General features: G+C 48.6%; 21 protein-coding genes. 1 reads left to right on the top strand and 20 read right to left on the bottom strand.

Translation table 11 applies throughout. The features are described from left to right. Nucleotides 1-48: 48 nt before the first annotated feature. From HNQ92_RS07990 to HNQ92_RS07965, 6 genes are all read right to left on the bottom strand, one after another. Nucleotides 49-840, bottom strand: a complete 792-nt coding sequence (locus HNQ92_RS07990) for a glycosyltransferase (protein ID WP_184172935.1) — start codon at nucleotides 838-840, stop codon at nucleotides 49-51. Further along, nucleotides 837-1403: a WcaF family extracellular polysaccharide biosynthesis acetyltransferase gene (locus HNQ92_RS07985; protein ID WP_184172933.1), complete on the bottom strand. Its 567-nt coding sequence runs from the start codon at nucleotides 1401-1403 to the stop codon at nucleotides 837-839. The genes HNQ92_RS07990 and HNQ92_RS07985 overlap by 4 nt, the downstream gene beginning before the upstream one ends. Next, on the bottom strand, nucleotides 1360-2286 hold the full coding sequence (locus HNQ92_RS07980; protein WP_184172931.1) for a glycosyltransferase family 2 protein: 927 nt from the start codon (nucleotides 2284-2286) through the stop codon (nucleotides 1360-1362). The genes HNQ92_RS07985 and HNQ92_RS07980 overlap by 44 nt, the downstream gene beginning before the upstream one ends. Before the next feature lie 65 nt (nucleotides 2287-2351). Next, nucleotides 2352-3497: a glycosyltransferase gene (locus HNQ92_RS07975; protein ID WP_184172929.1), complete on the bottom strand. Its 1146-nt coding sequence runs from the start codon at nucleotides 3495-3497 to the stop codon at nucleotides 2352-2354. A 12-nt stretch (nucleotides 3498-3509) separates the two neighbouring features. Continuing rightward, nucleotides 3510-4664: a glycosyltransferase family 4 protein gene (locus HNQ92_RS07970; protein ID WP_184172927.1), complete on the bottom strand. Its 1155-nt coding sequence runs from the start codon at nucleotides 4662-4664 to the stop codon at nucleotides 3510-3512. Further along, entirely contained in the window at nucleotides 4664-5617 is a 954-nt protein-coding gene (locus HNQ92_RS07965) for a hypothetical protein (protein WP_184172925.1), read from the bottom strand. The genes HNQ92_RS07970 and HNQ92_RS07965 overlap by 1 nt, the downstream gene beginning before the upstream one ends. 80 nt (nucleotides 5618-5697) lie before the next feature. Here HNQ92_RS07965 and HNQ92_RS07960 point away from each other — a divergent pair, with 80 nt between their 5' ends. Further along, nucleotides 5698-7401 carry a hypothetical protein gene (locus HNQ92_RS07960; RefSeq protein ID WP_184172923.1) on the top strand — a complete coding sequence of 568 codons (1704 nt, stop codon included), beginning with the start codon at nucleotides 5698-5700 and terminating at the stop codon, nucleotides 7399-7401. A gap of 16 nt (nucleotides 7402-7417) precedes the next feature. Here the strand turns inward: HNQ92_RS07960 and HNQ92_RS07955 are convergent, their stop codons facing one another. Genes HNQ92_RS07955 through HNQ92_RS07890 form a run of 14 tightly spaced genes read right to left on the bottom strand, consistent with a single transcriptional unit; the run spans nucleotide 7418 to nucleotide 23775 of the window. Beyond that, nucleotides 7418-8749, bottom strand: a complete 1332-nt coding sequence (locus HNQ92_RS07955; protein WP_184172921.1) for a hypothetical protein — start codon at nucleotides 8747-8749, stop codon at nucleotides 7418-7420. Nucleotides 8750-8752: 3 nt separating this feature from the next. After that, complete coding sequence (locus HNQ92_RS07950; RefSeq protein ID WP_184172919.1) at nucleotides 8753-9637, bottom strand: glycosyltransferase family 2 protein; 885 nt, start codon at nucleotides 9635-9637, stop codon at nucleotides 8753-8755. Nucleotides 9638-9658: 21 nt separating this feature from the next. Continuing rightward, the gene (locus HNQ92_RS07945; RefSeq protein WP_184172917.1) at nucleotides 9659-10615 is read right to left on the bottom strand and encodes a hypothetical protein; all 957 of its coding nucleotides are present in this window, start codon (nucleotides 10613-10615) and stop codon (nucleotides 9659-9661) included. Between the two features lie 7 nt (nucleotides 10616-10622). After that, a complete protein-coding gene (locus tag HNQ92_RS07940) occupies nucleotides 10623-11390 on the bottom strand; it encodes a DUF5672 family protein (protein WP_184172915.1) in 768 nt (255 codons plus the stop codon). Then, nucleotides 11391-12374: a glycosyl transferase gene (locus HNQ92_RS07935; RefSeq protein WP_184172913.1), complete on the bottom strand. Its 984-nt coding sequence runs from the start codon at nucleotides 12372-12374 to the stop codon at nucleotides 11391-11393. Further along, entirely contained in the window at nucleotides 12371-13588 is a 1218-nt protein-coding gene (locus HNQ92_RS07930; protein ID WP_184172911.1) for a glycosyltransferase family 4 protein, read from the bottom strand. Before HNQ92_RS07930 ends, HNQ92_RS07935 begins: the two co-directional genes overlap by 4 nt. Before the next feature lie 40 nt (nucleotides 13589-13628). Further along, a complete protein-coding gene (locus tag HNQ92_RS07925) occupies nucleotides 13629-14288 on the bottom strand; it encodes an acetyltransferase (protein ID WP_184172909.1) in 660 nt (219 codons plus the stop codon). 2 nt (nucleotides 14289-14290) lie between these two features. Next, nucleotides 14291-14989: a WbqC family protein gene (locus tag HNQ92_RS07920; protein ID WP_184172907.1), complete on the bottom strand. Its 699-nt coding sequence runs from the start codon at nucleotides 14987-14989 to the stop codon at nucleotides 14291-14293. Nucleotides 14990-15015: 26 nt separating this feature from the next. After that, nucleotides 15016-17046, bottom strand: a complete 2031-nt coding sequence (locus HNQ92_RS07915; protein WP_184172905.1) for an ArnT family glycosyltransferase — start codon at nucleotides 17044-17046, stop codon at nucleotides 15016-15018. 10 nt (nucleotides 17047-17056) lie between these two features. After that, nucleotides 17057-18133 carry a DegT/DnrJ/EryC1/StrS family aminotransferase gene (locus tag HNQ92_RS07910; RefSeq protein WP_184172903.1) on the bottom strand — a complete coding sequence of 359 codons (1077 nt, stop codon included), beginning with the start codon at nucleotides 18131-18133 and terminating at the stop codon, nucleotides 17057-17059. After that, entirely contained in the window at nucleotides 18126-19382 is a 1257-nt protein-coding gene (locus tag HNQ92_RS07905) for an ABC transporter ATP-binding protein (protein ID WP_184172901.1), read from the bottom strand. The genes HNQ92_RS07910 and HNQ92_RS07905 overlap by 8 nt, the downstream gene beginning before the upstream one ends. Before the next feature lie 17 nt (nucleotides 19383-19399). Further along, nucleotides 19400-20227, bottom strand: a complete 828-nt coding sequence (locus HNQ92_RS07900; protein WP_184172899.1) for an ABC transporter permease — start codon at nucleotides 20225-20227, stop codon at nucleotides 19400-19402. A gap of 12 nt (nucleotides 20228-20239) precedes the next feature. Beyond that, nucleotides 20240-21313 carry a hypothetical protein gene (locus HNQ92_RS07895; protein WP_184172898.1) on the bottom strand — a complete coding sequence of 358 codons (1074 nt, stop codon included), beginning with the start codon at nucleotides 21311-21313 and terminating at the stop codon, nucleotides 20240-20242. 5 nt (nucleotides 21314-21318) lie between these two features. Then, entirely contained in the window at nucleotides 21319-23775 is a 2457-nt protein-coding gene (locus HNQ92_RS07890) for an SLBB domain-containing protein (protein WP_184172896.1), read from the bottom strand. Between the last annotated feature and the right edge of the window lie 79 nt (nucleotides 23776-23854).

The following is a 23854-nucleotide window of genomic DNA, read 5'->3' as shown; positions in this document are numbered from 1 at the left end:
CGTACATTTTTAGGCGTTCTCTGGCAATTACTTCGCAAAAGGAGTCTACTAATTAGTAAAAGGTTGGAATGAGTCGTTAGTAAGTTTTTTAGCTAGGGGAAAGAATTGAACTATCTTTCGAATAGGCTTGAGCCAGAGCGTGAAAAAATAGGGTTTTAAGCTATTAACTCGCCAGGCTTTTCGATCATTTTTGTTCGCCTGGATTCGATTGCTTAGAGTACTATTGCTTACTCCGCCGGTGCTCATCTGGACCAACACGCGGGGTAGATAAACGGGACTAAGCTTGTGTTTATAGAGCATTCTGAGCATGAGCTCGTAGTCGGCGGAACTACCCAGGTCAAGCCGAAAAGTACCGTACTGGTCATACCATTTTTTTTTGAGGAAAAAAGCGGGATGGGGAGGCATCCAACCCCAAAGAAAGCTTGCGGAGCGATAAGCGCCCGAGATCCAGGTTCGTGTAGCCTGGGAAGGATCGCTCGGGTGTACATAGACCAAGTCTCCATACACAGCCTCTGCCTGACTTGAACGCAGGGCGGCTACTATGTCTGATATTACGGAAGTGTCCGTGTAACGATCGTCGGCATTGAGCATACCTATCACATCTCCCGTAGCTCGCTGGATACCTTTATTCATAGCGTCGTAAATTCCCCGGTCGGGCTCCGAAATAATTGTGTGTATAGATTCCTGGTACTCATAAACAGTGGCAAGCGTTTCGTCCGTCGACTGCCCATCAATAATGATGTACTCAATATTATTATAATCTTGCCGCACCACGGATTCTATACATTGGCGGATGGAAGACGCTCCGTTGTATACGACGGTAATAATGGATACTTTCACTGCGTAAGTTCTCTTTTTTTGATAAGCCGAGCCGGGTTCCCACGATAGATACTATATTCTTCTAAGTCACTGGTTGCTACCGATTTTACGGTGAGTACGGCGTGTGAATAGGCCGTTATTCCCGGACATATCGTAGCCTGAGCGCCGATCCAAACGCCATCATGTAACACAATGGGTTTCACAACGAGATCGAAAGTAGAACGGGTATAATCATGGTTGCCCGTGAGCAGCATGGCTCCCTGCGACAAACACACATTTTTACCCAAAGTGACGAATGTGAGGTTATCAATCCACACATTTTCGCCGATCCAGGTATTTTCTTCTACACGCAGAAACCAGGGGTACTTGATGTTGACGCGTGGTTTTAGCATCACGTTTGGCCCGATTTTAGCCCCGAAAAGGCGCAGAATGGTTACTTTCCAGGAAACTGGAATGGGCAGATAGGTATTGACAAAAAGCCTCCCAATAATGAACCACAAAAATCGCTTAGGAGCACTGCCCGGTTGGTACCAGCGATTATCATACTTTGACAGATCGGTTTGGATTCCGAAGGTCTTTTCCATATTCTGTCAGAAAATGATTAATAATTTTATCTTTTTCTTTACCGGCTTGCTGGTATACTTCATATACCTTGGCATCGACCAGGAAGCGGTACCAAAAGCCCTGCAAAAAATGCCAGATTAGCCCTTTGGTTCCGTCCAGAAAACCAAGTTTGAATAGGTACCTGTACACAAAGTACAAGAACGGACGAGTAAAAAGGGGCAAGTTGGCGTATCGTATTTTCAAAAAACGTTTTTTCTGTTCCTGGGTGCCCCAAAAAGCGGGCTGGACGGTATCCTTATTTTCAAAATTATGAATAATATTCAGCAAATCAATCACTTCCCGAATGGCGTAATTGTTATGTTTTTGGGTCCACCAGCTCAGGTTATTTAGGTTGTGGTCCACGATGTCGTGCCTGAGTTGGAGCGTCCGGCCACCTTCAAGCTTAATATGCTCATCCATCCAAAGCTCCTCACAGGTACCTTGCTCGCGCCGCCATATCCGTAGCAACCAGATCGGATAGTATCCTCCGTGGCGAATCCATTGATTCATGAAAAATACTCTCCGCTTCACGTAGAGCCCACTGACATCGACCGGTTGTGCGGGAAGTTGCTCCCGGAGTTCCGCGGCCAGTTCGGGAGTTAGGTACTCGTCGGCGTCCATACGCATCAGCCAGGTCGTTCGGAAAGGAGTATTTTCAATACCGTAGTTGAATTGAAAAGCGTAGGATACCCAGGGATTTTGTACCACCACGGCTCCCAGGGCGGTGGCTAGCTCAACGGTATCATCCGTGGAAAAGGAGTCGACGATAAAAATTTTATCCGTCAGAAGCTGGATGCTACGAAGGCAGCGTTCGATATGCTTCGACTCGTTATGAGTAAGGAGTATGACCGATACGTCAACCATAGAAAGTGGTAGTAGCCCGCTAAGAAAAATACAAATGTGGATTACGATTTCGACAAAGATAATTACTATCGTTGTATTTTCTTATATTCTTCCAGCAACCGATTTGCAACTACCTGAATATCGAACTCTTGAAGTACCATTTGGTAGGCGTTCTGGCGGATATTTTCCCGGTAGGTGGCGTCTTGCAGCGTTTTTTCGAGCCCTTCGGCCACTCCTTCTACGGTAAGAGGAGTAAGGTAGGCTGCTTGGTGCGCCTGGATGTAGTCGCCAAACCCGACGCGGTCCGAGACCAGAGCCGGTACCTGGGCCGTCATGGCTTCGAGTACGGCGATTGAAAACCCCTCTGAGTAGGAGGGGAGCACAAAAAGATCGGCGTCGGCCAGGGCGGCTTTCTTCACCGAATCGGTAAGCATCCCTACGAGCCTGATGGAATCCTGCAGGGCGTTGAGCTGAATAAACTCCTCAGCCTGGGCCAGGTACCCGTCATCAGGCCCGGCCAGTACCAGCAGGGCGTCGTTGTGTTGATGGAGGTACTTCATAAAGGCAGGCAGCAGCAGGTCAAGACCTTTCTTGGTGTTGAGTCTTCCCATGAAAAGTACCATTTTTCGGTCGCTGGGAATAGCAAAATGCTTCCTAAAAATACCTTTTTCGGGCAGCGAGCTATAGTCGGCAATCTTCATGCCGTTGGGGATAATGGCCATATTGGGAGGGCGATACCCCAAGTACCTGATCACGTCCTGCTCTTCGTCGGTATTGTTTATCTGAATCAAATCCGCCTTACCGAGCAGTTTTTTTTGATAGAGTAGGGTTACGAGCTGCTTCTTCCACTTGCTGTGTTCAACGGCCCAGCGGTCTAGCAAACCGTGGATGGTGATCACCTTAGGTACCTGGTTGGGAATTAGAAAAGGGGCCAGGCTACCAAAGTGCCAGATCCCGTGCACGTGGATGAGGTCGTACTCGTGGATGTGTTTTTTGAGATAACGATACAAATCCACGGAAAACTCCCGGTAGATCGTACTCAGCGGGGTCGTGCGGCGGCAGGGAATGAGGCGGGCTCCTTCGGGCGTTGGGTATAATTTTTCGCCTGGAGTCATGGGGCTCAGAATATCTACCTGATGGCCTTGCCTAAGTACCTCTGAGGTATGATCATAAATGATGCGGGCCGGTCCGCCGATGGCCCAGGTATAGGCGCAGATATTGAGTATTCGCATGAAAAGTCGCTGTTAGTGGTTCGCTAAAGAATGGTAGCATGCTACCATTTGCTGTGCTACGCGTTCGGACGAAAAAGAAGCTACCAGGCGTCGTGATTCAACGCCCATAGCGGATATTTTTTCAGGATTTTGGATAAAATACTGCATGGAAGTAGCTAAGTCAGCGGGGTGGTCCGGACTGAATAAAAACCCATTGAGACCTTCCTCTACGAGGTCAGGGGCGCAGCCACAGCGGTCTGACACAATCACCGGCAAGCCACACACCATTGCTTCGTTGACCACCAGCCCCCAGGGCTCCGACAAGCTAGGAAGAACTAAAACACTAGCCTGGGCCAGCCAGCCAGGTACTTCGTACCAGGCACAGCCCCCCGTAAAGCGCACCCGCGGTATTTTCTTTTCCTGAACGTATTTTTCAAGCTCAGCGCGGGAAGCGCCATCCCCCACCAGCAGTAGTCCCCATTCCGCGCTGGGAGGGTTCTGCTGCTGCGTTTTCCGAAAAGCATCCAGCAAGGCCACCAGATTTTTTTCGGGTGCCAGGCGGCCTACGTAAATAAAGTGGCGCCGGGCTAAGGGCGTTGAGGCCTTTTCGGCCAGCGCTCGCTGGTAGTTTTCGCGTATGATGGTCTCATCAATAACCGCCGCATGGCTGACAGCAATCTTGGCTTCAGGGACTCCTAGAGACTTTAAATAAGCGACCGAAGTTTGGCCAAAGCAAAAGTAGGCGTTGGCGTTATTAACGATCCAGCTTTTCAATTTTTCTTTAAGCCAGGAGCGTTTATGGTCCAGACTGGAAGATTCCACGGTTAAAATAACCCTAACCCCTTGGCTGCGGGCATAAAGCATTAAAAGTACCTGCGCCCAGTCGTAATACCCCGTGATGTTCAACACCGTGGGCCGGAAGGAGCGATAGGTGCGAAACAACGCCTTGAGCCGCTTCGCGAAAGGTACTTCATCCAGGCTCGTTTCAAAAAGTACGGTATAGGGGTACTTATAGATGGGTTCTTCCTGGCTTTTCATCATCGCCTTCCGACTGGCTTCGTACAGCGCAATATGGGCTACCTGAAACTGACTGTCAGGGTACTTTTCCCGCAGGGCGCGGTGTATTTCACTGAAAAGCTTAGACTTATAGTGTGCCCATAATTGATTATGAATAAGGAGTACGCGCATTAATTGGCCGGTTGTAAGTATTCTAAAAACAGAGGATAAAGCTTATTGGCCATGAATATTTGCCCGCCGCTATTGTAGTGTACTACATCATTTTTACGGAAGTAATTCACCGTAATGCCCAGGTCCAGCTCTTTAATAAGCCGAACACTATCCTGCTCGGCGTACCGGATGATCTCCCGACCCTGACCGTTGTAGTTGCCAAATTCAATCTCGGAGATTTCGGGATGCAAATAGATGAAAAAGGGAATGCCCTGCTGACGAGCCATGGCAGCGAGTTGGGCAAAACCCGGATTAAAACCATCACCCTCTTTACGAATGCCGCTGAGCAGGGTCGTGTCTACGCGAGGGGCAAAGTAGTTGGTGCCAACCACGTGTTCTTGAACGTACCGAGGAAAAAGGTACCTTTTCCAGAGCTCTTCCCAAGCCAGGGTATACTGCTTATCGGGTAGATTGGTATCCACCCCTACCATGTTCTCGTGCGTCATGTTGTCGTGGGCATCGTGGCTACTGGCTACCAGGCAAATCAAATCGGCGTTGAACAGGCCGTGCTTTTTCAGGTACGCAGCCACGTTGTCGGGGCCCCAGGAGCCCGCCGCTATATTAAGTACCCGTACGCGTCGTCTTAGGGTACGGGTCAACCGTTTTTCCAACATGGTGGAGGCCAGACTGTCCTGGTCGGTAAGGCTGCCACCCAGTACCACGGAATCACCCGTGAGTAGAATAACGGTGGTATCCGTAGGCAGAACGGGCTCGCTTCGCATCGACAGTTCGTTGGTACGAATGGTATTCCCAAACCGCACTACTTCCTGATTTGGGGCGTAGATGTACTCGTAGTCAGGATCGGCAATGTAAAGAGGAGCCTGGCAGAAACCAAACTGGTAGCGAAGTACTACTTCACCTACAATAAATACCACAACCAGAAAAATAATGGTCTTTAAAAGAATTTTCAGCATCAAGCTTTCCTAATTTTGTGCGTCCTAGGGCACAAAATTAAAATTACTTTTCATTTAAGACTGCTTTGTACACAACATTCATGCGCATCAAGACCAACTACCTCCAACTATCCGCCTATTTTTTGCTGGGGATGCTCTGGTGTTATACAATGTACGTAAGCGTTCTTAACCCTCCCTTCATGGCCTACTTCACGGTCGATGAAAACTTTATTGCCGACTCCGGCGTATTTCTCTGGTACGGCAACACCCCACGCTGCCTCGACTGGCCCGCCACCCCTAGCTTGCTGATTTTTTGCTTGCTCTTCGGCATCAGTACCTTGGCATCGATCATCAGCCATAGAGGTACTTACGAAGGACTGCTGGATATTTTTGAGCAGTTCGACCGCAATGCTTACCAGTACCTGACCGACCGGCAAGACCTGATCCTGACGGGCCGAACCATCCAGCTTCTGATGGTAGGTACTTTGCTGGTGCTCACCGTTCGTTTTCTGTTTCGGCATAAGCATCCGCTTCTCACACCGGCCTCCCGGCCCGCCCTGGCTTTCCTGATCGTGACCTCCTACGTTGTGTGGTTCAATGCCCCCGTCCTGCGGCCGGAGGCGCTGGCAGGTACTTTATTTCTGTACCTGGTAGTGCAGATGCTCTTTACCGAACAAGCTACGACGGGCCAAATCCGCCTGTGGGCTATCCTCTTCGGACTCATTCTGGCCCAGCGACTTATTTTCTTGTTTTTGGCCCCCGCCATACTAGTAGGAGTATTTTTGTTGCTGCCTGCTAATCAATGGAAAGGTACTTTACGATTTATAGGCCTCACCATTTTGCTCTTTGTGGCAGCATGTCCCTTCTTGCTCACGGATCCGCTGGTGGTAGCCAAGTCTTTTGTGGGGGGGATCATTGCCAAAATGAACGACGAGCCGATGGGTACTTGGTTCAACTACACCTATATTGGTGAGTACTTCAAAAATCCCGTAAGCTACCTGTTAATTCTTTTGTGTTTATTGGGAATGGTTAAGTTAGTAGGTACCCGAAAGTGGTTTTACGGGGTACTCGTGCTCAACTGGATTTTTTTTCTTTTTCTGGTTTTGCGCTCCGCTAAAATCTATGACACCCACGTACTCCCTGCCGGGATTATCACGGTGCTGGTAGCCGCCCTTGGGGCAGGGTACCTGGCCGAAGCAGGCAAAAAAGTAGGTACCTGGACCGCGATTGCGTTCGTGATGATCGTTGCATTTTCCAACTTGAGAGAGTATTGGGATTTTCAAGCCCGTAGCCACGCCAATCAGAATAAATTTGATGCTTATCGATGGATTATTTCGCTGCCTTCCGAGACAAGTCTTCTGCTGCCGCCCGATCTGGAATTTTATGTACCCAAAGCCCAAAGTACCCTTCTGTGGGAGTCGGAGCAAAACCGGGATACGCTTAAAATGGCCCGGAAGATCAATTACATTCTTCGTCGTCCGGGGAGTTCCCTTGAGGCTCAAAAATTTCCCGTGGTGGCGCTTTCCTTTGCTTTTGAAGATGAGCGTTTATACGATACGCAGTACCGCCTTTTACTTAAGTACACGGAGCAGTCGAAGCGAAAGGTGTATAATTATGAGGTGTATCTGGATAATACAGAACTGGCGAGTCATAGTGTGCAGAGAGAGGAAGCTATGGAGAATTTCCGTTCTGGAAAGCGTTACCGATATATGGTAAGCGAAAATCGCCTTGATGACAGCGAGCCCATTAAAGAATTTACCGGCGGTATCGATGCCCCTCTGTGGGTCTATGAGGTGCCTTTGTAAACTCTAATTCATTTAGCTAAACAGTAGTTAGAGCGCTATTTTTATTCTCCTTATACTGGGGGGAATCCAAGTACTTGATGCCCAGAAACCGAATCATTAAGGCGTAAGGAAACCAAAATGAAACGTCGTATGGACGACCATTGGAAATAAGCATGATGATAAAGTAAATAAAAAAGTAGGCTAGAAAAAGAGAAAGAGGATTGGAGTTTTTTCGCAACTCTTTAATCGAATATACCAGCAGGTAATAATTAAAGCCGGCAAAAAATATAAAACCAAAAATACCGTGGTTTACAATAGATTCTACTAAGGGTACATCCAAAAAGGCTGCTTTATAACCAAGCCCGATTAACAGTACGTGAGGTGCGCCTTCTAACGCATTCTGAAAAAAGCTCAAACTACTTACCCTACCCATGGCCGAAGCATCGATGTTGGCCGTACCTGAAATCTGTAAGCCAAACGCAGTAAAGATGATATCCATGATCTTATCTTGAAAGTTGCCCCAATAGCCATAAAGTACCCCAACCAGATCTCCGTAGCGACTTAAAAGTAAACCAAACAAGAACCAACAAATAAGAAAAATGACTGCATTTCGCACCGAAAATAAACTCTTGGCAGAACGGAGCATCTGAGAGAAGTTGGCCTGAAAGGTCATATAGAAAGCAGCCATGATGCCCAGAGCCAACAAGCTTGATTTTGCCTGTGCCAATACTACTACTGCCAAGCTGAAAATAATAGAAAAAAATAAGAAAAGACGAATCAAAGCCCCTTTATACTGCGAAATAAGCGTAAGAGCAGCCAGTAAGCATATAACTCCGTTTCGGGCTGCTATGTGTGGGTTCCCTCCTTCCTGGGCACCGGCGTTTTCGAAAGTAACGGCTGCCCGCATCCCTATCCTCCAGCTGGGATCGGTCAGGAGGGAGTAAACGAGGGTTAAGTTAGAGAAAAGAGCCGCCAGGAAGATTATCACCATCAACACTTCTTTTACATCATTTGGAACATGGATCAGAAGAAAAATAAAAGCAATCGTAAATAAAAAGTTTCCAAGCTCGATAAACCAATCAAACTCAGAATAATTCATGAAGATAAAATGGTAAAAAGCAATGACCAGAAAACCCATTGCGTATTTTAATAACGTGAAATTCGGCTTGTACAGACGGATAAATAAATGAGTGGGAAACATGAGCAATAATGCCAAGGCAAAAAAGAAAGCCGTAAATACATTGGTAGCCGGACCAATATGCAGCGTGTCCCGAATGAAAAATACCAAGGGAAAGCCATTGAACATCATGGCGATACCGCCTGAGTACCTCAAGTAATGAAACAGCGTAATTAATCTGGATAGAGTCATGCTTTACTGCGAGAGTCGGTGGGCCAGGTAGGAAAAGTCCATATCGACCAATAGATAAAACAGTTTACGAAATCGACACCAAAGATACCGCATTTTCTCGGACCGGACCGAGCTTTTCGTGAAATTATACAATTCCTTCACCCGCTCGTGTTCAGAGAGACCAACGCTGGCTATGGTCGACGACTTGGCGGCTTCGTGTACTCTCAAAGCCCCGGCCAAACCCTCTATCCGGCGAATGCGCGTGCTGGGCTGACTGGCGTAGCGGGTGATGAATTCGTAGTCGAAGGCGAAGCGGTAGGATTCGTCGAAGTACCCGTACTGCTCTACTAGCGAACGCCTAAAAAAGAGCGATTGGTTATGGATTTGCATGCCCTCGGCCAGCTGCGCAGTGAGGCTAAAAGGCAGCGTTTTCAATAGTTCAGTCACTTCGTCGTCGGTGGTAATCAGGTACAGATGCCCGTATAGGATATCGTACTTCTCTTTTTCTACTTTCCCAAAACGCTCGAAGGTACCCGGAAAATATACGTCGTCCGAATTTTGAAAACTAATCCATTCGCCCGTAGCGCGCGCTAGCGCTTTGTTCAGCGCGTGTACCTGGCCGCGGTCTTTCTCACTTTCCCAGTATGCAAGGTACTTTTCGTATTTTTTTATGATGTCCACGCTACCATCCTGAGAGCCACCGTCCATGATGATGTACTCCAGATTGGGGTAGTTTTGATTAAGTACGCTCAGGATGGTTCGCTCCAGGTAGTCGGCTTGGTTGTACGAGGGCGTAATGACCGTAAGTTTAGGTGCCGAGGCCAGCGCCAAAGCAGACTCTTCGGGGGGAGGCGGGGACTGAGCCAGGAACGCGCGCAGCGCGCGGGTACTTTGGTGGAGCGGTTTCATTCTTTTGTACAAAAAAGAGAATTAATACGTTAGGTCGTAGGTGTCGATTCGGTGCGCAATGCCGGAAAGGTACTTAACCCATTTCTTTCGAAGCCCCCGACTTTTTTTTATGGGCGCGGATAGGCCGTAAGCCGCCAGTCCGGGTGCTTGGTGTGGAGCGTAAGTTTTCAGGACACGAAGGTACTCCCTTAGCAGCTGTTGAAAACCTGAGCTCAGCGCTACCAGGTCCTGGTGATCGGACCAAACGGGGTGGTACCCCACCAGGCCCGCAAAATCAGCGGAAATCAGCTCGTAACCAGCGACAAAGTACTTATCGTTGACTTTCTCAAGGGGAATATTCTGAACCGAATGAAGGCCGTACTGCCAGCCGGGCGCGGCTATGGGGGCCGCCGTAGGTACCCAAATGGGGGCGTAGTTGAGCCAGAGCTGATCCAGGCACATGCCCTGGCAAAGGTCAAACTTGGCCCGATCTTGAGTACGTACAGCCCACCAGTCCAGCCAGGTACCTATAGCGTGGGTATTGCTAGCGACCCAACCGCCCGCGTGGTACATACCAATATTTAATATTCGTTTGTCGTCCAGGGTACCTTGAGTGGGTCGGGTGAGGTGTGGCGTCAGGAGAAGTTCTGCGCCTGGTTGCTCCACGGGTTCCAAAGAAGCGTACAGGTAGGTACTGGGGGCCAGGAAGGTAAGCCTCTGGCAGGATGGATTTTGTTCCAACAGGTACTTCCCAAACCAAGGCCGACAGGCTGCTACCAGTTCGTAGCTGTAATATAGGCTAGTCATGGCACTCCAGGCCGGTATATTCAAGGTTTCGACCGGAATAAGGGAAGCCGAGCCAGGTACCTTCACAAACGGTAGCTCATCCACCAACCCAATGTAAAAAGGCCGATCCGGGTGGTGACGACGCACGGCATCGGCCAGGGCCAGGGCTTGGGCTAGTTGCGTTCGATCACAGACGGTGAAAATAATATTCATGGCACAGCTAGTTTAAATAGGATGCAAATTGCTCGGGGCTCCACCCATCCAGGCCGGTGAGAGCAAAAGGGTTTGGAGAAAGTACCTGCTGCCCGAAGGAAGTACCCAGGGAAGCAACATTGACCGAAAATCGCTGCCGCACCACGGGCGTAGGTACCCGCAAAGGGGGCCAAAGTCGACGGCTTAGCCCTTCCCAAAACAGTACATCTTTATCCAAACCCGAAAGCGTTCGGTCCGAAAGTAGCTCGTATATTTTGCGTTTGTTATTGCGGATGGCTCGTCGCATCCGTTCCACGCGGCGCAGCGAGAGCCCCGTACCGGCTACGGCCTGCGCCAGCTGAGGCAAAGGTACTTTTGTTTTTAGGCCAAGTTCTTGTTCAAGCACCTGGGCCGAACGGCTTTGCGGAACTAAGCCAGGCAGCGCCTGAATATAATCGTAGCCTTGCTTGCACCAGTAATGAAGCTCGTCGCTGACTACGTAGCTATTGAGCTGATGAACCAAAATAAACTCACTCCAGGCGAAACGCTCGTACAGGTCGTCGCTCAGGAAATGCGACTCCCATGGGCTATTCGTGGAGCCAGGAGGTACTTCAAAAGTATACTGATCCAGATCGGACAGCCAGGGTACTTCGGCCTGGTAGTTGGCTCCGTGGGGAGTGACCAGTACGATGGGGTAAGCATGAAGTACCTCGCGGCATCGCCGCAGCGAGGCCATTTCTCTTTCGGTGAGGGGCGCGCCCGAAAGCGGTACTACTACCGTGGCTAGCTCCTTCATCTAGTGGGTGTCGAGTTGAGCAATTAAAAAATTTAATGGTTTTTTTAACCATGCCCGCACCCGGACGTACCGGTAAACCTTGGGTGGTTTAATGTAGCAGCACGCAAATCGGCGGTAGTACTCGTTGCCGTTTCGGATCAAGCGCTCCCGGTATATTTCAAATAATGCCTGTGTGTCAGGCCGCTCTTTCAGTTCGAAACGGTCCTGATACTTGGAAAGTACCTCCGGCCGGGCGGGGTCGTAGCCACTGTAATGAAAGAAAATGAGGGGGTACTTTTCGTTTACCCAAAAAGTACCTTCCCGCTCAGAAAAGTACCGCTCGTGGAGGTTCCAGTAGGCGGCGTTGTAGCCGGGCTCGCGCTCAATGTGCGTGTTGGGTACAAACAAGGGCAGAAAATTCATCCAGTTTTGATCCACAAATAAGCCCTCACAAAGCGCAATCAAACACTCGTAGCGCAGCTTTTCTTCCCACCAGCGAATATAGGCCAGGGTCTGGGTACTTCTTCGGAAGGCTACAAAGCCCAGGTTATAGACGCCCGTATTGAGGTGGTGCAGCTCGTTGGGCGTTTTACGGTCGTTGACGGGACAGTTGATATGGGGTGTCAATACGGCTTCCGAAGTACCCAGCGACCGCAACAAACCGCCTAATGGCTGGTACACAATAATGTCGGGATCGAAGTAAATGACGTTCGTCGCCTCGGCAAAGCGCTGAAAGAAGTACGTAAAATAAAAGGGCTTGACGGCGGTATTGAGCTCCGTAATGTTGTAGCGTTCGCACATGTCGTCGAAGCCGTCGATCCCGATGGTATGCACTTCTACCAGTGGGTAGGCAGGTTGGTACGCAGGATCAAACGCTACACCCTCCAGGCGGTCCACCAAACCAATAAAGTAGGAGATGTCCGGATTGGTAGAGGCCAGGGAGTCGCCTAAAGTACGTGCCTGGGCCAGGTAGTTGATGGAGCAAAGGGTAAAGGCAATGGTCATGGGTTGTGTGTTTCTGACACGGGCAAAATTAGGTACTTTTCAATAATAGCCTTCACCTTCCGAACGCTCTCGGTGGTATTGTGGCGTTCAAGTACCTTTTGCCGGGCTTTTTGTCCCATTTTTAGGCGTTGGTCTGCGTTCTGGATAAGCTGGACCAGAGCGTTTGAGGCCGCCGAAATATCCATGTAGGGTACTACGAAGCCCGCATCCTGCTCAATGAGCTCAGGTGCTCCTCCGGCCCCTTCGAAACACACCACCGGGATTTCATTCAAGGCCGCCTCCATGACCACCAGCGGATAAGGGTCCTCACGGGACGAAAGTAAAAGTACATCGAAGCGGCTGATGTAATCCAGGGCCTGGGCCGTAGGCGGAATCAGGATGATTTTGTCCGCCAAACCCATGCGTTCGATGTCGCTACTTATGAGTTGGTATATCTCGTGTTGCGGACCGGCCCCAACCCACACAAAGTATACAGGTAGTGGATTGGTCTTCTGTAAAACGATGCGCGCCACCCAGTTAAAAATGTCGTTTCCTTTCCGCCACTCGGCGTTGCCACAGCCTCCAATCACCAGGGCGTCGACCGGGATATTAAAAGTTCTTTCCAGCAGATTGGGTTGGGCTTCCTGCAATTGCCGGTCGATGCGCTGGTGGTCGATCAGGGTAAAAATACTTACCGAATCAGCCGGATAGGCGTAGTGCTGGATGTAGTGATTGGCCACGGCCTGGGCCACGGCAATGAGATGGTTGCTTTTTTTTAAGAGAATGTCCAGATCGTTCTTCTCCGTATACATTTTCACTGACATACCCAGTTCATGAACGAAAAGTACCGTTGGGAGGTGATGAAGATACGTGAGCTGCTGTGCGTACAGTTTGGCGTTGGCAATGGAGTTGACAAAAACCAAGCCTATATCAAGCCTCTCCAATTTGGAACGTAAAAGGCTAGATTCTTTTTCGTTTTGAAAATTCTTTACTTTATTTAAAAGGCCAGTAGCTTTCAAGAGCTTACCAGGCATTTGGTAAGTTGGTTGGATGCGGGGGATGCGTGTTACCTCCACTATTTTCCTGAACTCAGTCTCCAACTCTCCTCCTTCACCAAGCAACAGGTGCATGGGTACCCCTTCTTTTTTGAGTAGCCGCATGAGTTGGAGAAGAAGAAGCTGGCTGCCGGCGCGGTTGGCATCGTGAGATATAAAAAGTACTTTTTGGGAAATCATTCCACTTTATCTTTGGTAATAACGATACGACAAACAGGTTTTAGTAGGCTTCGTGGCTCAGTTTACCAGGTACCTTTTTGGCCGGATTGCCGATGTAAATACCCCATTCTTCGGTGTCTTTGGTAATGGCCGCGGCCATTCCTACCAAAGTACCCTGGGCAATGTGTGTGTAGTCACGAATGGTACTATTCACTCCAAAGAAGGAGTAGGAGTCGATGGTGCAATGGCCCGACATCACCACGTGCGAGGTAAAAAAGACGTGGTCCTTGATCTGGCCGTGGTGACCAATGTGGTTGCCGCTCCAAAGTACCACGTTGTTGCCAATGGTGGTGAAAGGCTGAATGGTGTTATCTTCGAGAATAAAGCAATTGTCGCCCACGACGCTGCGGTCCAGGATGGTAGCGTGAGAGCTGATGTAGGAGATGAGGGTATAGCCTTTGGCTTTGATGTCCAGGTATACTTTCTCGCGGTTTCGGTTCATATTTCGACCCGTCATGGGGGCAAAGAAGGCGTACTCTTGCGGCGGAAAAAGTTCTTCAACGTCTTCGTACGCTACCAACGGAAGCCCGCGGAAACTTTCTGCCTGGAGGTACTCCCGATTAACGGCAAAGGCTACTACTTCGTGTTCGGAGTCATGATCCAGGTAGTAGTGGGCCAGTTCGGCGGTGTCCAGTATTCCGAATATAATTACTTTAGCCATAGCTATATTAGTTCGTATGCAGTGAGTAGTTGGTGGATAGCGGCCCGTTCGTTAAACATCAAAACGTCCACGATGGACAGCCAAGGTACAAAAGCATTTTTGAATTGTGGATAGGGCGTGAGGGTACTTTTGATAAAGTAAAGCTGAATTTTCTGTTCGTCAAAGGTACTTTTATTGTACAGTTCCATGCCACCAATGGGGTTGATGTACGTCTGAGCTCCTTCCTGCCGACAGATGTCCAGAATTCGCTCCTGGGCTTTCAGGGAAGAATTTTGGTAATAGGTTGAACTTGAAATAATTTCCGTACTAATACCCAAGTGAAAATTGATTTTTTGCAAGGCGTAGACGGCTAGCTCGGCAATGCTTTGGGCGTTGAAATGTACGATTTCTTCCAGGATCGGGAAAACCGTTGAGTAATTTGGGGCTTTCTGGTAAGCCTGCTGGATCGTTTTCAGGAGCTTTTTGCGCCAGGCATCCCCTTCGGCCAGTTCAATTTCCCGGATCAACTTATTCTGGCTGGCTTCTTTCAGAGGTACCGTAAAGAGGTGCGCCTGCCCGCCCACCAGTAGATTGTTTCGGTTGATCCAACCCCGGTTGATAAAATTTACATCATCGTAAATCACAAACTTGTCCACCGCTTTGATCAGCTGAAAGTACCCCAGGTAAGGCAAAAAGTAGGGCTGCATGATGGCGATGGTCATGGTGGGTGGGGGAGTAAGGGGGTACTTTACTTTAGTTTGCGCAGGTAATAATCTTCTCCTTTCACGATCAGATTGGTCATGGTTGTATCGGAGCCGAGCCGAATGTCGCCCGGTTGGGGCGTAATCACGCTTTTGGCAAAGAAGAGGTAGTCGGCCTCGGGCGGGATGGGTTGTACGCCTTGCTCGAATGGATTGATCGAAATGAGTTTTCGGCTTAGCTGGGTACCATAGAGCGGGTACTCAAAGTCGTCGTTGATGGTAGCTAGAGCTACGGTGGCATCGGGCGGTACCAGGGAGTCGAATCGGGCGTAAGCCGGATAAATATCCGGACGGGCAAAAAGCTGGTACTTGAGTCGGTCGGCCGTAAAAGCGGACTCGTACCCATAGGCCGAAAAGGGCAACGCTCTTATATTCAAAAAGGTAGCCATGAGAGCCGACACACAAGCCAGCACTACGATAAGCCCCACGTAGCCTTTCCAAGCCCACCGCCGGGGCTTCAGGATCGAAAGCTTGTGATGCGAAAAAAGTAGCAACAGAAAAAGTACCCCGAATAATCCCGTTTCGATAAAGTACCTGCCTTTGAACGGATCGTAAGGAGCAGAGTAAGCTATGGCCGCAAAATGAAGTACCACCGCCGCGGCCAAAAACCAGTGGGGACGGGACCAGATAATTCGCACAAAAACAAGAAGTACCAGGGGAAGGATCAGCGCAAAGCCAAAGATACCCCAGTACGGATTGGCATTGTAAAACTCAAAGCGTCGCTGAAAAGCAAAGGGTACTATGGAAAAGTCCGTTTCTTCGTCGAGTCGCATCTGTAGTTTATCTTCCAGGTACACAATGGGTTTTCGCACGGCCACGTTGAGGTCATAGCCCCACTGGGCGTTACGGATGCCGTCCAGGTTGAAAAAATCGTAGCTGTACCGAACGACGTTCCGGCTCCCCTGCTCGAGAAGGTTGGGCAAGGTACCTGCCCGCTCCACCGACTGGTGCTTCAGAGAAGTAGGCGGACCAATGGGGTGGCCAAAAACCTGAATGTTTTTGATATAACCCGTCGGCAAAGTATAAATTAGAATGGAAAGCCCAATGGCGACACCCAGTTTTATAAAGCGCTCGGCAAACAAACGGAAATTGTGCGCCAAGAATACGGTATAGAGCATCACCATAAATACGGATGGCAACAGCAGCGTAAAGGTGATTTTGTGACCATACACGATCCCGAACGTGAGCCCGGCCAGGTAAAGGTACTTGGCTTGCCGCGTGGTATGGTAGGTAAACAAGAAATAAAGCAGGCAGCTAAGGTAGGCCGTCAATACGATATCCGTCTCGGTAGTAATGGCCTGCATTTGAAAATCCAGGAACATTCCGTACGCTAACGCACAGAAAAGGCTGGCCGAGAGGCTACGACCTATGCGTTGGGCAATGCCAAAAACCGCAAGGAGGGTAATCCAGTAGGACGAAAAATGGATGAGCTTGAAAGCGTTCTCGATTTTTCCGCTGATGAGGTAGGAATAAATCTGAATGGTACAGACACTTTTGGGGTAGGTATCCATGTTCCAATTGGTACCCCCAAAATGCGCCATCGTACCCCGCTGGATGTACCTCACGACGCGGTTGAGGTGGCCAGTCATGCTATCCCACTCGTTGGGTACCGTAAAAAGTACCAGTAGCAGGTTTGTGAGCCCGATGAGTAGCACTGAGCCTACCATCATCGTGAACAGAAACTTCAGGTAGGGAGAAAGTTCTCGCGCCCAGGTACCCAGGGTACTTAGTCTGTTCTGGCACAAATGGCGGACCGAGAATTGTTCCTGAGGGGGTATCAGCCGCGTCCAGAGCAGGTAATGCAAAGCCAGCGTAATGAAGTTGCCAACTATCCAGGCCCAGGTACTCGCGGTAAGATCCAGGGCCGAGAGTACAAATCCCGTTGGAATAACGCTCCCTACAAACAGGATAAACGTACCAATAACCCATTCGGACAGCGAGGGCTGAGCTATTTTTTTAGCGACATAGCCAACACTACCAACGAATAAAAAGAAACAAATCCAATACAGAACGGCCATGACGGTGGGGTCATAGGTGTTGGTTGATGATGGTACCTATCAGCTGTACCTCTTCCTGAGCAAGCCCAACGTACAAAGGCAAACTAAGTACCCGCAAAGCGATGTCTTCGGAGACCGGACAGGCATAGCGCCGAGGCATGAAGGGCAGGGTATTCAGGGAAGGGTAGAAGTACCTTCGGGGAACAATATCCTGCTCAGCCAGCGCCGCCTGGACGCGCCGCATCACGCTTTCTGATTCGAATACTACCGGGTAGTAAGCATAGTTGTACTCAATGTCATCGCTAATGAGGGGCTTTTGGAGTTTTTCCCAATTAAGCAAGTCGTTGTACCAGCCAAAGACTTCTTTTCGGGCTTCTATGATTGCGCCTACGTGAGGTAAATTACAAAGGCCCATGGCAGCGTGGAATTCGGAGTTTTTGCCGTTGATACCCGCAAAAAGGTACTCTTCATCACCGCGATGTCCAAAGGCCCTCAGCAGGTGTAGTTTTTCATTGAGCTCCGGATGATTGGAAATGATGGCTCCCCCCTCAATGGTATGAAATACCTTAGTAGCGTGAAAGCTACAGGTACTTATATCCCCGTATGACAGCAACGATCGGTTCCGGTACTTTACTCCGAACGCGTGGGCGGCATCGTAAATTACCTTCAGGTTATGCTTTTGGGCAATGGTCTCAATGGCTTCAATCTGGCAGGGGTTTCCGTAGACGTGCGTTGCCATGATGGCCCGGGTGTCGGGCGTTATGGCCTGCTCAATCAAGGCCGGATCAATGTTAAAGGTAGTAGGCTCAATGTCGACAAATACCGGCGTGCAGTTTTCCCACAGAATAGAATTAGTGGTAGCACAGTAGGAGAAAGGGGTAGTGATAATATCCCCTTGTACTTCCAGCGCCTTAAGGGCAATCTGTAGCACAATCGTTCCGTTTCCGCAGTAGTACAGGTTCTCTACCTCCAGGTACTTTTTAAGCTCGCTTTCGAGCTCGCGGAGTAGAGGACCATTGTTGGTGAGTTGAACACGCTCCCATATTTCGTCAATGTACTTTATATACTGCTCTTTGTTCGGCAGGTACGTTTTGGTGACGTTAATCATTCACTACGGATTCGGTTTGGCTAATTGAAAAATTAAGTTGGGGGCGGATATAGCCAGGCCATTTCCCGTACCAGGTAACATTTTCACGGTAGTCTTCAATGTCGAAGGAAAGCGCCTCTTCCATGTTATAAAGCACGGTACTGGTATCCTTTACGATCATCATTGAAACCATGTAGGAGCCATCATTCAGGAAGTGGCCGGGTATTTCGCAGCTTCCGCGAACCAACCCTTTCGAAAAGGGCTGGGCGGTAGTGCCTACATTAAATATACATTCGCCCGTAAAGGAATATAAATGCATGCTAAGGTTGAGCAGTGCACCTTCCTCAAGGTTCCAGAACTCAAACTCAAACTGCATGGGGGTACGTACATCGATATGCTTCAAATCATCCTGGTACTCGGGCAGGAGTTTAAAGCCTTTGATCCGGACCTGATCGTTGCCGGGAGCCGACTCAAAGCTTTCCCAGCTTCTTTCCAGGTTTTTGTGCGAGACCCTACTAAGGTAGGTAGTTACAATGTGCGTGGTGTCCCCCTGGTCGACGAGCTGTCCTTTTTCAAAAAAGAAAGCTTTATTGCATAGCGCTTGGATGGCGGTCAGGTTATGGCTCACAAAGAGAATGGTACGGCCGCTTTCCGAAACATCACGCATTTTACCGAGGCATTTTTTCTGAAATTCAGAATCGCCGACGGCCAGTACTTCATCAATGATCAGAATTTCGGGATCCAGGTGGGCCGCAATCGCAAAGCCTAGCCGCACGTACATACCGGACGAGTAGCGTTTGACCGGCGTGTCCAGAAATTTTTCTACACCCGCAAAATCAACAATGGCATCGAAAGAACGCTTAATTTCGTCTTTTCTCATGCCCAGAATCGCTCCGTTCAGGTAGATGTTTTCCCGGCCCGTCAATTCCGGATGGAAGCCGGTACCTACTTCTAGCAGACTGGCTACCCGGCCCTGGATGCGTACCTCCCCAGTAGTAGGCTCAGTAATGCGACTGAGAATCTTTAAAAGGGTTGATTTTCCTGCCCCGTTATGTCCTACTATGCCAATCCGATCCCCCTGATTAATGCTGAAATTAACGTCCCGAAGGGCCCAGAATTCTTCTTTTTCCTGAAAAGTGGCTTTCTTTTTTGCAGGAGACCACTTCTCAAAAGTATCCGCGACAAAATCACGCAGACTCGAAGCCCCTTTCGAGCGTTTATGATCAATAATGTATTTTTTGCTAATATTTTCAGCGGTAATTACAGGCATACCAGTAGGATACTGTTTCAGATATGGTCAACAAAGGTATTTTCTTTCCGACGAAAGTACATAAGAGAAAGTAACAATGCTAATGAGGAGACCAGAATGGTAGAATAAAGGCTCGTGGGATTAAAATAAGCCTTGTCACCCAGCAAGCACCACTTAAAGCCGTCGATGATTCCTACCAGGGGATTCAGAATATAATACTTATAGAACCACTCATCTTTTACCTGGCGACTGCTATACGCTACGGGACAAATGTACATTCCTACTTGAACCATAAATGGTATGAGCTGGGCTATGTCTCTGAACCTAACATTAATGACCGCAAAAAAGAGGCCGATCCCGAGTGAAGTAAGAAAAGTAAAAACAATGAAAACAGGGAGAAAAATAATATTGATACTGGGCGGATACTGGTAGTACACACTCAGAAGTATGAAGAGAGCCAGAGAGATCAGAAAGTCAATAAACCCAACCGAAACGGCACTTAACGGCATGATGAGCCGGGGAAAGTAAACCTTAGATACCAGGTTGGAATTGAGGACAATACTGTTGCTGATCTGGGTGAACGTATTGGCAAAAAAGGTCCAGATGGTAAGGCCACCCAGAATCATAAGTGGGTAAGGAATGCCGGGATCGCTCGGTAGTTTAGCTATAAAGCTAAACACAACGGCCATCACGAGCATGGTCATTAAGGGGCGAATGACACTCCAGGCTATTCCTAGAAGGGTCTGCTTGTACCGAACCGAAATATCACGCTTAGAAAGAATCCATAGTAGCTGCTTATTGCGCCACAAATCCTTCCAGTAGTCCTTTTCAGACGCTTTGGCTTTAATGGTAGTTGTGTGTGCCATAGATTCTGTTTATTAATAGCGCGGATCAGCCATGATGGTTTGATAGGTACTTTTGGCATAAACAAATACCAATGAAAGTACTAAGCCAATCAGGAAGCCAATTTGAGCTCTTTTCCCTTTATCCGTTTCGCGGTCAAGTGGATTCTTAACGGGCTCAATGATCGTAAATAGTGGAGCTTCCCTAACTAGAGAGACCCGCATGTTTTCGGCGCTGGTCATGGCCTCCACGTACAGTCTCTGAATAAATGAGGCATTGCGTTCTAACCTGGTAGCACTGATTCGGGCCTCGGGAATGATGAGTTGCTGACTATAGTCAAGCTCACGGGCCAACCTACTCTCCTGGGAACCCAAAATTCTGGCCAGTGAATCAGCTCTGTTTTCCAATAACCGCAGGGTTTTTCTGGTTTTGAAGGTCTGATTTTCTGTATACACTTCTTCAACGGTATCAAGCAGGGTAGTGGCCCAGATTTTAGCGAGTGGAGCACTCTCAAAAGAGGTTGCCAGCATAGTAAACGACGATTTACGGTCGGGCTGGTAAATTTCGGTAGCTACCTGTGCTTTTAGTACAATATCATTCAGTGCCATCTGTTCGTCCAGAGTAAACTCCTTGGGGTCAGATTTTGTAAAATGAAAATTTTCACGCTTAGGATTGTCAAGCCATTCGATTTCACGAATTGAACTCGAGTCAATGTAGAAATTGGCCATCAACATTTTTTTTCCCTCAACGTCTACCTCCTTCATCAATGCACGCTCAATGACGGGCCTGGACTTAACAAAGTACAAAAAGTTTTCTCCGGTAAAAATATTGGCGTCTGGAGATGCTCCTAAGCCCAACAGACCAGCCATTTCGCCAAACCCACCCGGACCTTGGGAAGCTCCCAGATTAAATAGAACCGTTGCTTGGTATTTGTCGGGTTTTCTAAGAAATATATCCAGAGCCAGGCCAATACCAAAGCCCGCCAGAGTAAAGAGGACTATGACCAGCCAATTCTTGATCAGTACATCTTTAATCGCAATAATTTTAATGATGACAGTCTTGGGCGAGATCTGATCCTCGGGAATAGTATGCGTAACTTGCTGTGACATGGTAATTAATTGGCGAATTGACGGAAAGCTAGCACGGAGATGATCAATGTAAATAAAGTGGAAGTTATGCTGATCCCTTGTTGAAGAATCTGCTGGGGCGTAAGCTCATTACCAGCGCGTGTTGGCACATAGATTTCCGAACCGGGCTCTACTTTAGGATACACATTAAATACTAGGAATTTGCGTGTCCTATCAACTGAACCATTTGGGTACTTTACATAGGCACTACGGCGGAGCGATGACCGCTTAAAGCCTCCAGCTTGGGAAATATAATCCATAAAGCTCATTCCCCGCTCGTACTTTACAGTAGTAGGATACAAAAGCTCACCCTGCACTTGCACGGTTTCCAATCTCTTTGGAATACGAATAATATCGCCTTCCTGTACTATTAGATCTTCTACTGATCCGGGGTTTTTAAGAATTCGGTCCAACCTGATTCCTATGAAGTCTTGCCTTTCTTCCCCAACGGCAATCTCTATAGAGCCTTTCTTTAGGTCACTCGAAATTTCTTCAACCGCGCTTTTGGTTTGCCTTACTTCAGCTTCGGTAAGAATGGTCGTGCGAAGTAGCGTTGCGCCCGGAATGTAAGCCAGCGCCGTCAGCCCACCTGCGCGGCGTATAATATCGGAAATTTTCTCATTCCGATTAGTAATAACGTGCTCCCCTGGATCTACTATCTCTCCTTCGATTGTAACGAACTTTTGCTCCTGGTAATTAGGTGCTTTTCGAACGATGACTTCATCGTAAGGGTAGAGGACAAAATTGCTAGCTCTGGAATTTAACGACAGATCACGACTTACATCAAAGGTATATTCCTCAGCTATTTGAGCGTCAGAAGCCAGTACGTTGGCATCGCGCTTTCTCCGAACTACCACTACTTGCGAGGCTTTGGCGGATTCTTTAAAGCCGCCCGCTTTAAGTAATAAATCCTCGAGGGTCATGTTAGCCATGTACTCGAAATGGCCTTCTTCGCCAAAATTAGGATTGTTTACCTCACCCGAAATGCGTACGTGTGAGGGCTCCGCTAGTTCAAAGCGAGAGTGAACGATGACTTCATCCAGCCGGGTCAATTCCAGGTCAGGCGTTTGGTTGTTGATCATATCCGCCAAATTGATGCTGATGTTCGCAACCGTCATATCTTTCCGAGTACGTAACACGTTCACTCTACCCGTGAAGGCGTCTTCGCGTAGGCCTTGGGCTTTTTCTAGTAAGGTGAGTAGGGTAGGACTACTTTCAAGGGAATAGTCTCCCGGGCGCATGACCGCACCGCCGATGGTAACGATGTTTTCAAAGCGATTCAGTACGGTTTCTACCGTGATTTCATCCCCCGTGACCAGCTTAAAGGAATCAAACTGGCTGGCCGATACGTCTTCGATGCGTCGCTCCCGACCCGTAAAGCGATCGATCCTCACCCGAGCGCGGTAGGCATTATCGGTGAACCCTCCGGCAAACATAAGCAAATCGGAAAGGTTCTCCTCGGGTTTCATTTCGTAAATCCCGGGGCGTTTTACGTTACCCATTACAGTAACCCGGGTTTGGTAGTATCCTACGCTGATATTATCATTATCCTGCACAGTAATGGCTCCAGACAAGCTGCCTTTGGTAAGGTATTCGTATATATCAAATCGAGAAACGACCTTGTTATTTCGAATCACTTTGATGTCCCGGAAAGTACCTATTTCGTTGGGGCCACCCGCCTGGTAGAGCGCATTGAACGCCGAGCTCAGCGAAGGAAGACTATACGAGGCGGGGTTAATCACTTCGCCGGTTACAAATACCTTTACTGTTCTAACCTGACCTAGCGTAATAGTCAGTTTACTCAGAGCTGGTTTACCACCAGTTCCCAGAAGCCCAGGGGTAAATTTCGAAAACTTGTCAATAAGTATTTTGGTAGCCTCTTCAATGGTCTTTCCACTTAGGTTGACATTTCCTACCCGAGGAATGGATACAAAGCCGTCTCGGTTCACCGTAAGCGGATAAGTACCCTCTGCGTAGCCATAGATATAAACGTTCAATTGATCACCGGGCCCGATGTTGTAGTTCGCAGGCGTGGCCATCTGAAGATCCGGGATCGGGTCGAATTTCTTATTGGCAAACAGCGAGTACCCGAAGATCTTATTCCGCATTTCGAGTTTTTCCTTTTCGGCATCGGACAGCATGGCCGAATTAGTACCGGCTGAATCAGTGTTAGCTTGGTTTTGCGGCTGTTGATTCGTATTTTGATTTACACCGGGCTTTGCCTGGTTATTTTTTAAATTTTGCGGGATCAAGTTGGGGGGCACGTTGGCTGGAAGCTGTTGGCCTGAGGCATTGGGAGCCGATGTACCAGCTGGGGCACCGGTAGTACCAGTACCCGCAGGGGCGGGAGCCACCTGTGAAAAGGTTAGACCTGTGGATAAAACAGATACTGACACAAATAAAAGAAGGAATTTCTTTAACTTGTCCGTCCGTGTTACGTTCATAAAAGTGGTATTTTGCAAAATGATCCTGGTTGAATATCGGTTTGTAGGTAAGAACGAGCTTTTAGAGCTAACTTGCGTA

The organism is Rhabdobacter roseus, assembly GCF_014202275.1.
Lineage (GTDB): Bacteria > Bacteroidota > Bacteroidia > Cytophagales > Spirosomataceae > Rhabdobacter > Rhabdobacter roseus.
This window is presented reverse-complemented; position numbering and strand designations above follow the sequence as displayed.

What these genes read in the sequence shown, in the direction of transcription:
- HNQ92_RS07950 (WP_184172919.1), bottom strand. Translation starts at nt 9,637, where the DNA reads ATGAAACCGCTCCACCAAAGTACCCGCGCGCTGCGCGCGTTCCTGGCT.
- HNQ92_RS07945 (WP_184172917.1), bottom strand. Translation starts at nt 10,615, where the DNA reads ATGAATATTATTTTCACCGTCTGTGATCGAACGCAACTAGCCCAAGCC.
- HNQ92_RS07940 (WP_184172915.1), bottom strand. Translation starts at nt 11,390, where the DNA reads ATGAAGGAGCTAGCCACGGTAGTAGTACCGCTTTCGGGCGCGCCCCTC.
- HNQ92_RS07910 (WP_184172903.1), bottom strand. Translation starts at nt 18,133, where the DNA reads ATGATTAACGTCACCAAAACGTACCTGCCGAACAAAGAGCAGTATATA.
- HNQ92_RS07935 (WP_184172913.1), bottom strand. Translation starts at nt 12,374, where the DNA reads ATGACCATTGCCTTTACCCTTTGCTCCATCAACTACCTGGCCCAGGCA.
- HNQ92_RS07895 (WP_184172898.1), bottom strand. Translation starts at nt 21,313, where the DNA reads ATGTCACAGCAAGTTACGCATACTATTCCCGAGGATCAGATCTCGCCC.
- HNQ92_RS07915 (WP_184172905.1), bottom strand. Translation starts at nt 17,046, where the DNA reads ATGGCCGTTCTGTATTGGATTTGTTTCTTTTTATTCGTTGGTAGTGTT.
- HNQ92_RS07980 (WP_184172931.1), bottom strand. Translation starts at nt 2,286, where the DNA reads ATGGTTGACGTATCGGTCATACTCCTTACTCATAACGAGTCGAAGCAT.
- HNQ92_RS07955 (WP_184172921.1), bottom strand. Translation starts at nt 8,749, where the DNA reads ATGACTCTATCCAGATTAATTACGCTGTTTCATTACTTGAGGTACTCA.
- HNQ92_RS07970 (WP_184172927.1), bottom strand. Translation starts at nt 4,664, where the DNA reads ATGCGCGTACTCCTTATTCATAATCAATTATGGGCACACTATAAGTCT.
- HNQ92_RS07985 (WP_184172933.1), bottom strand. Translation starts at nt 1,403, where the DNA reads ATGGAAAAGACCTTCGGAATCCAAACCGATCTGTCAAAGTATGATAAT.
- HNQ92_RS07890 (WP_184172896.1), bottom strand. Translation starts at nt 23,775, where the DNA reads ATGAACGTAACACGGACGGACAAGTTAAAGAAATTCCTTCTTTTATTT.
- HNQ92_RS07930 (WP_184172911.1), bottom strand. Translation starts at nt 13,588, where the DNA reads ATGATTTCCCAAAAAGTACTTTTTATATCTCACGATGCCAACCGCGCC.
- HNQ92_RS07975 (WP_184172929.1), bottom strand. Translation starts at nt 3,497, where the DNA reads ATGCGAATACTCAATATCTGCGCCTATACCTGGGCCATCGGCGGACCG.
- HNQ92_RS07965 (WP_184172925.1), bottom strand. Translation starts at nt 5,617, where the DNA reads ATGCTGAAAATTCTTTTAAAGACCATTATTTTTCTGGTTGTGGTATTT.
- HNQ92_RS07920 (WP_184172907.1), bottom strand. Translation starts at nt 14,989, where the DNA reads ATGACCATCGCCATCATGCAGCCCTACTTTTTGCCTTACCTGGGGTAC.
- HNQ92_RS07905 (WP_184172901.1), bottom strand. Translation starts at nt 19,382, where the DNA reads ATGCCTGTAATTACCGCTGAAAATATTAGCAAAAAATACATTATTGAT.
- HNQ92_RS07925 (WP_184172909.1), bottom strand. Translation starts at nt 14,288, where the DNA reads ATGGCTAAAGTAATTATATTCGGAATACTGGACACCGCCGAACTGGCC.
- HNQ92_RS07960 (WP_184172923.1), top strand. Translation starts at nt 5,698, where the DNA reads ATGCGCATCAAGACCAACTACCTCCAACTATCCGCCTATTTTTTGCTG.
- HNQ92_RS07900 (WP_184172899.1), bottom strand. Translation starts at nt 20,227, where the DNA reads ATGGCACACACAACTACCATTAAAGCCAAAGCGTCTGAAAAGGACTAC.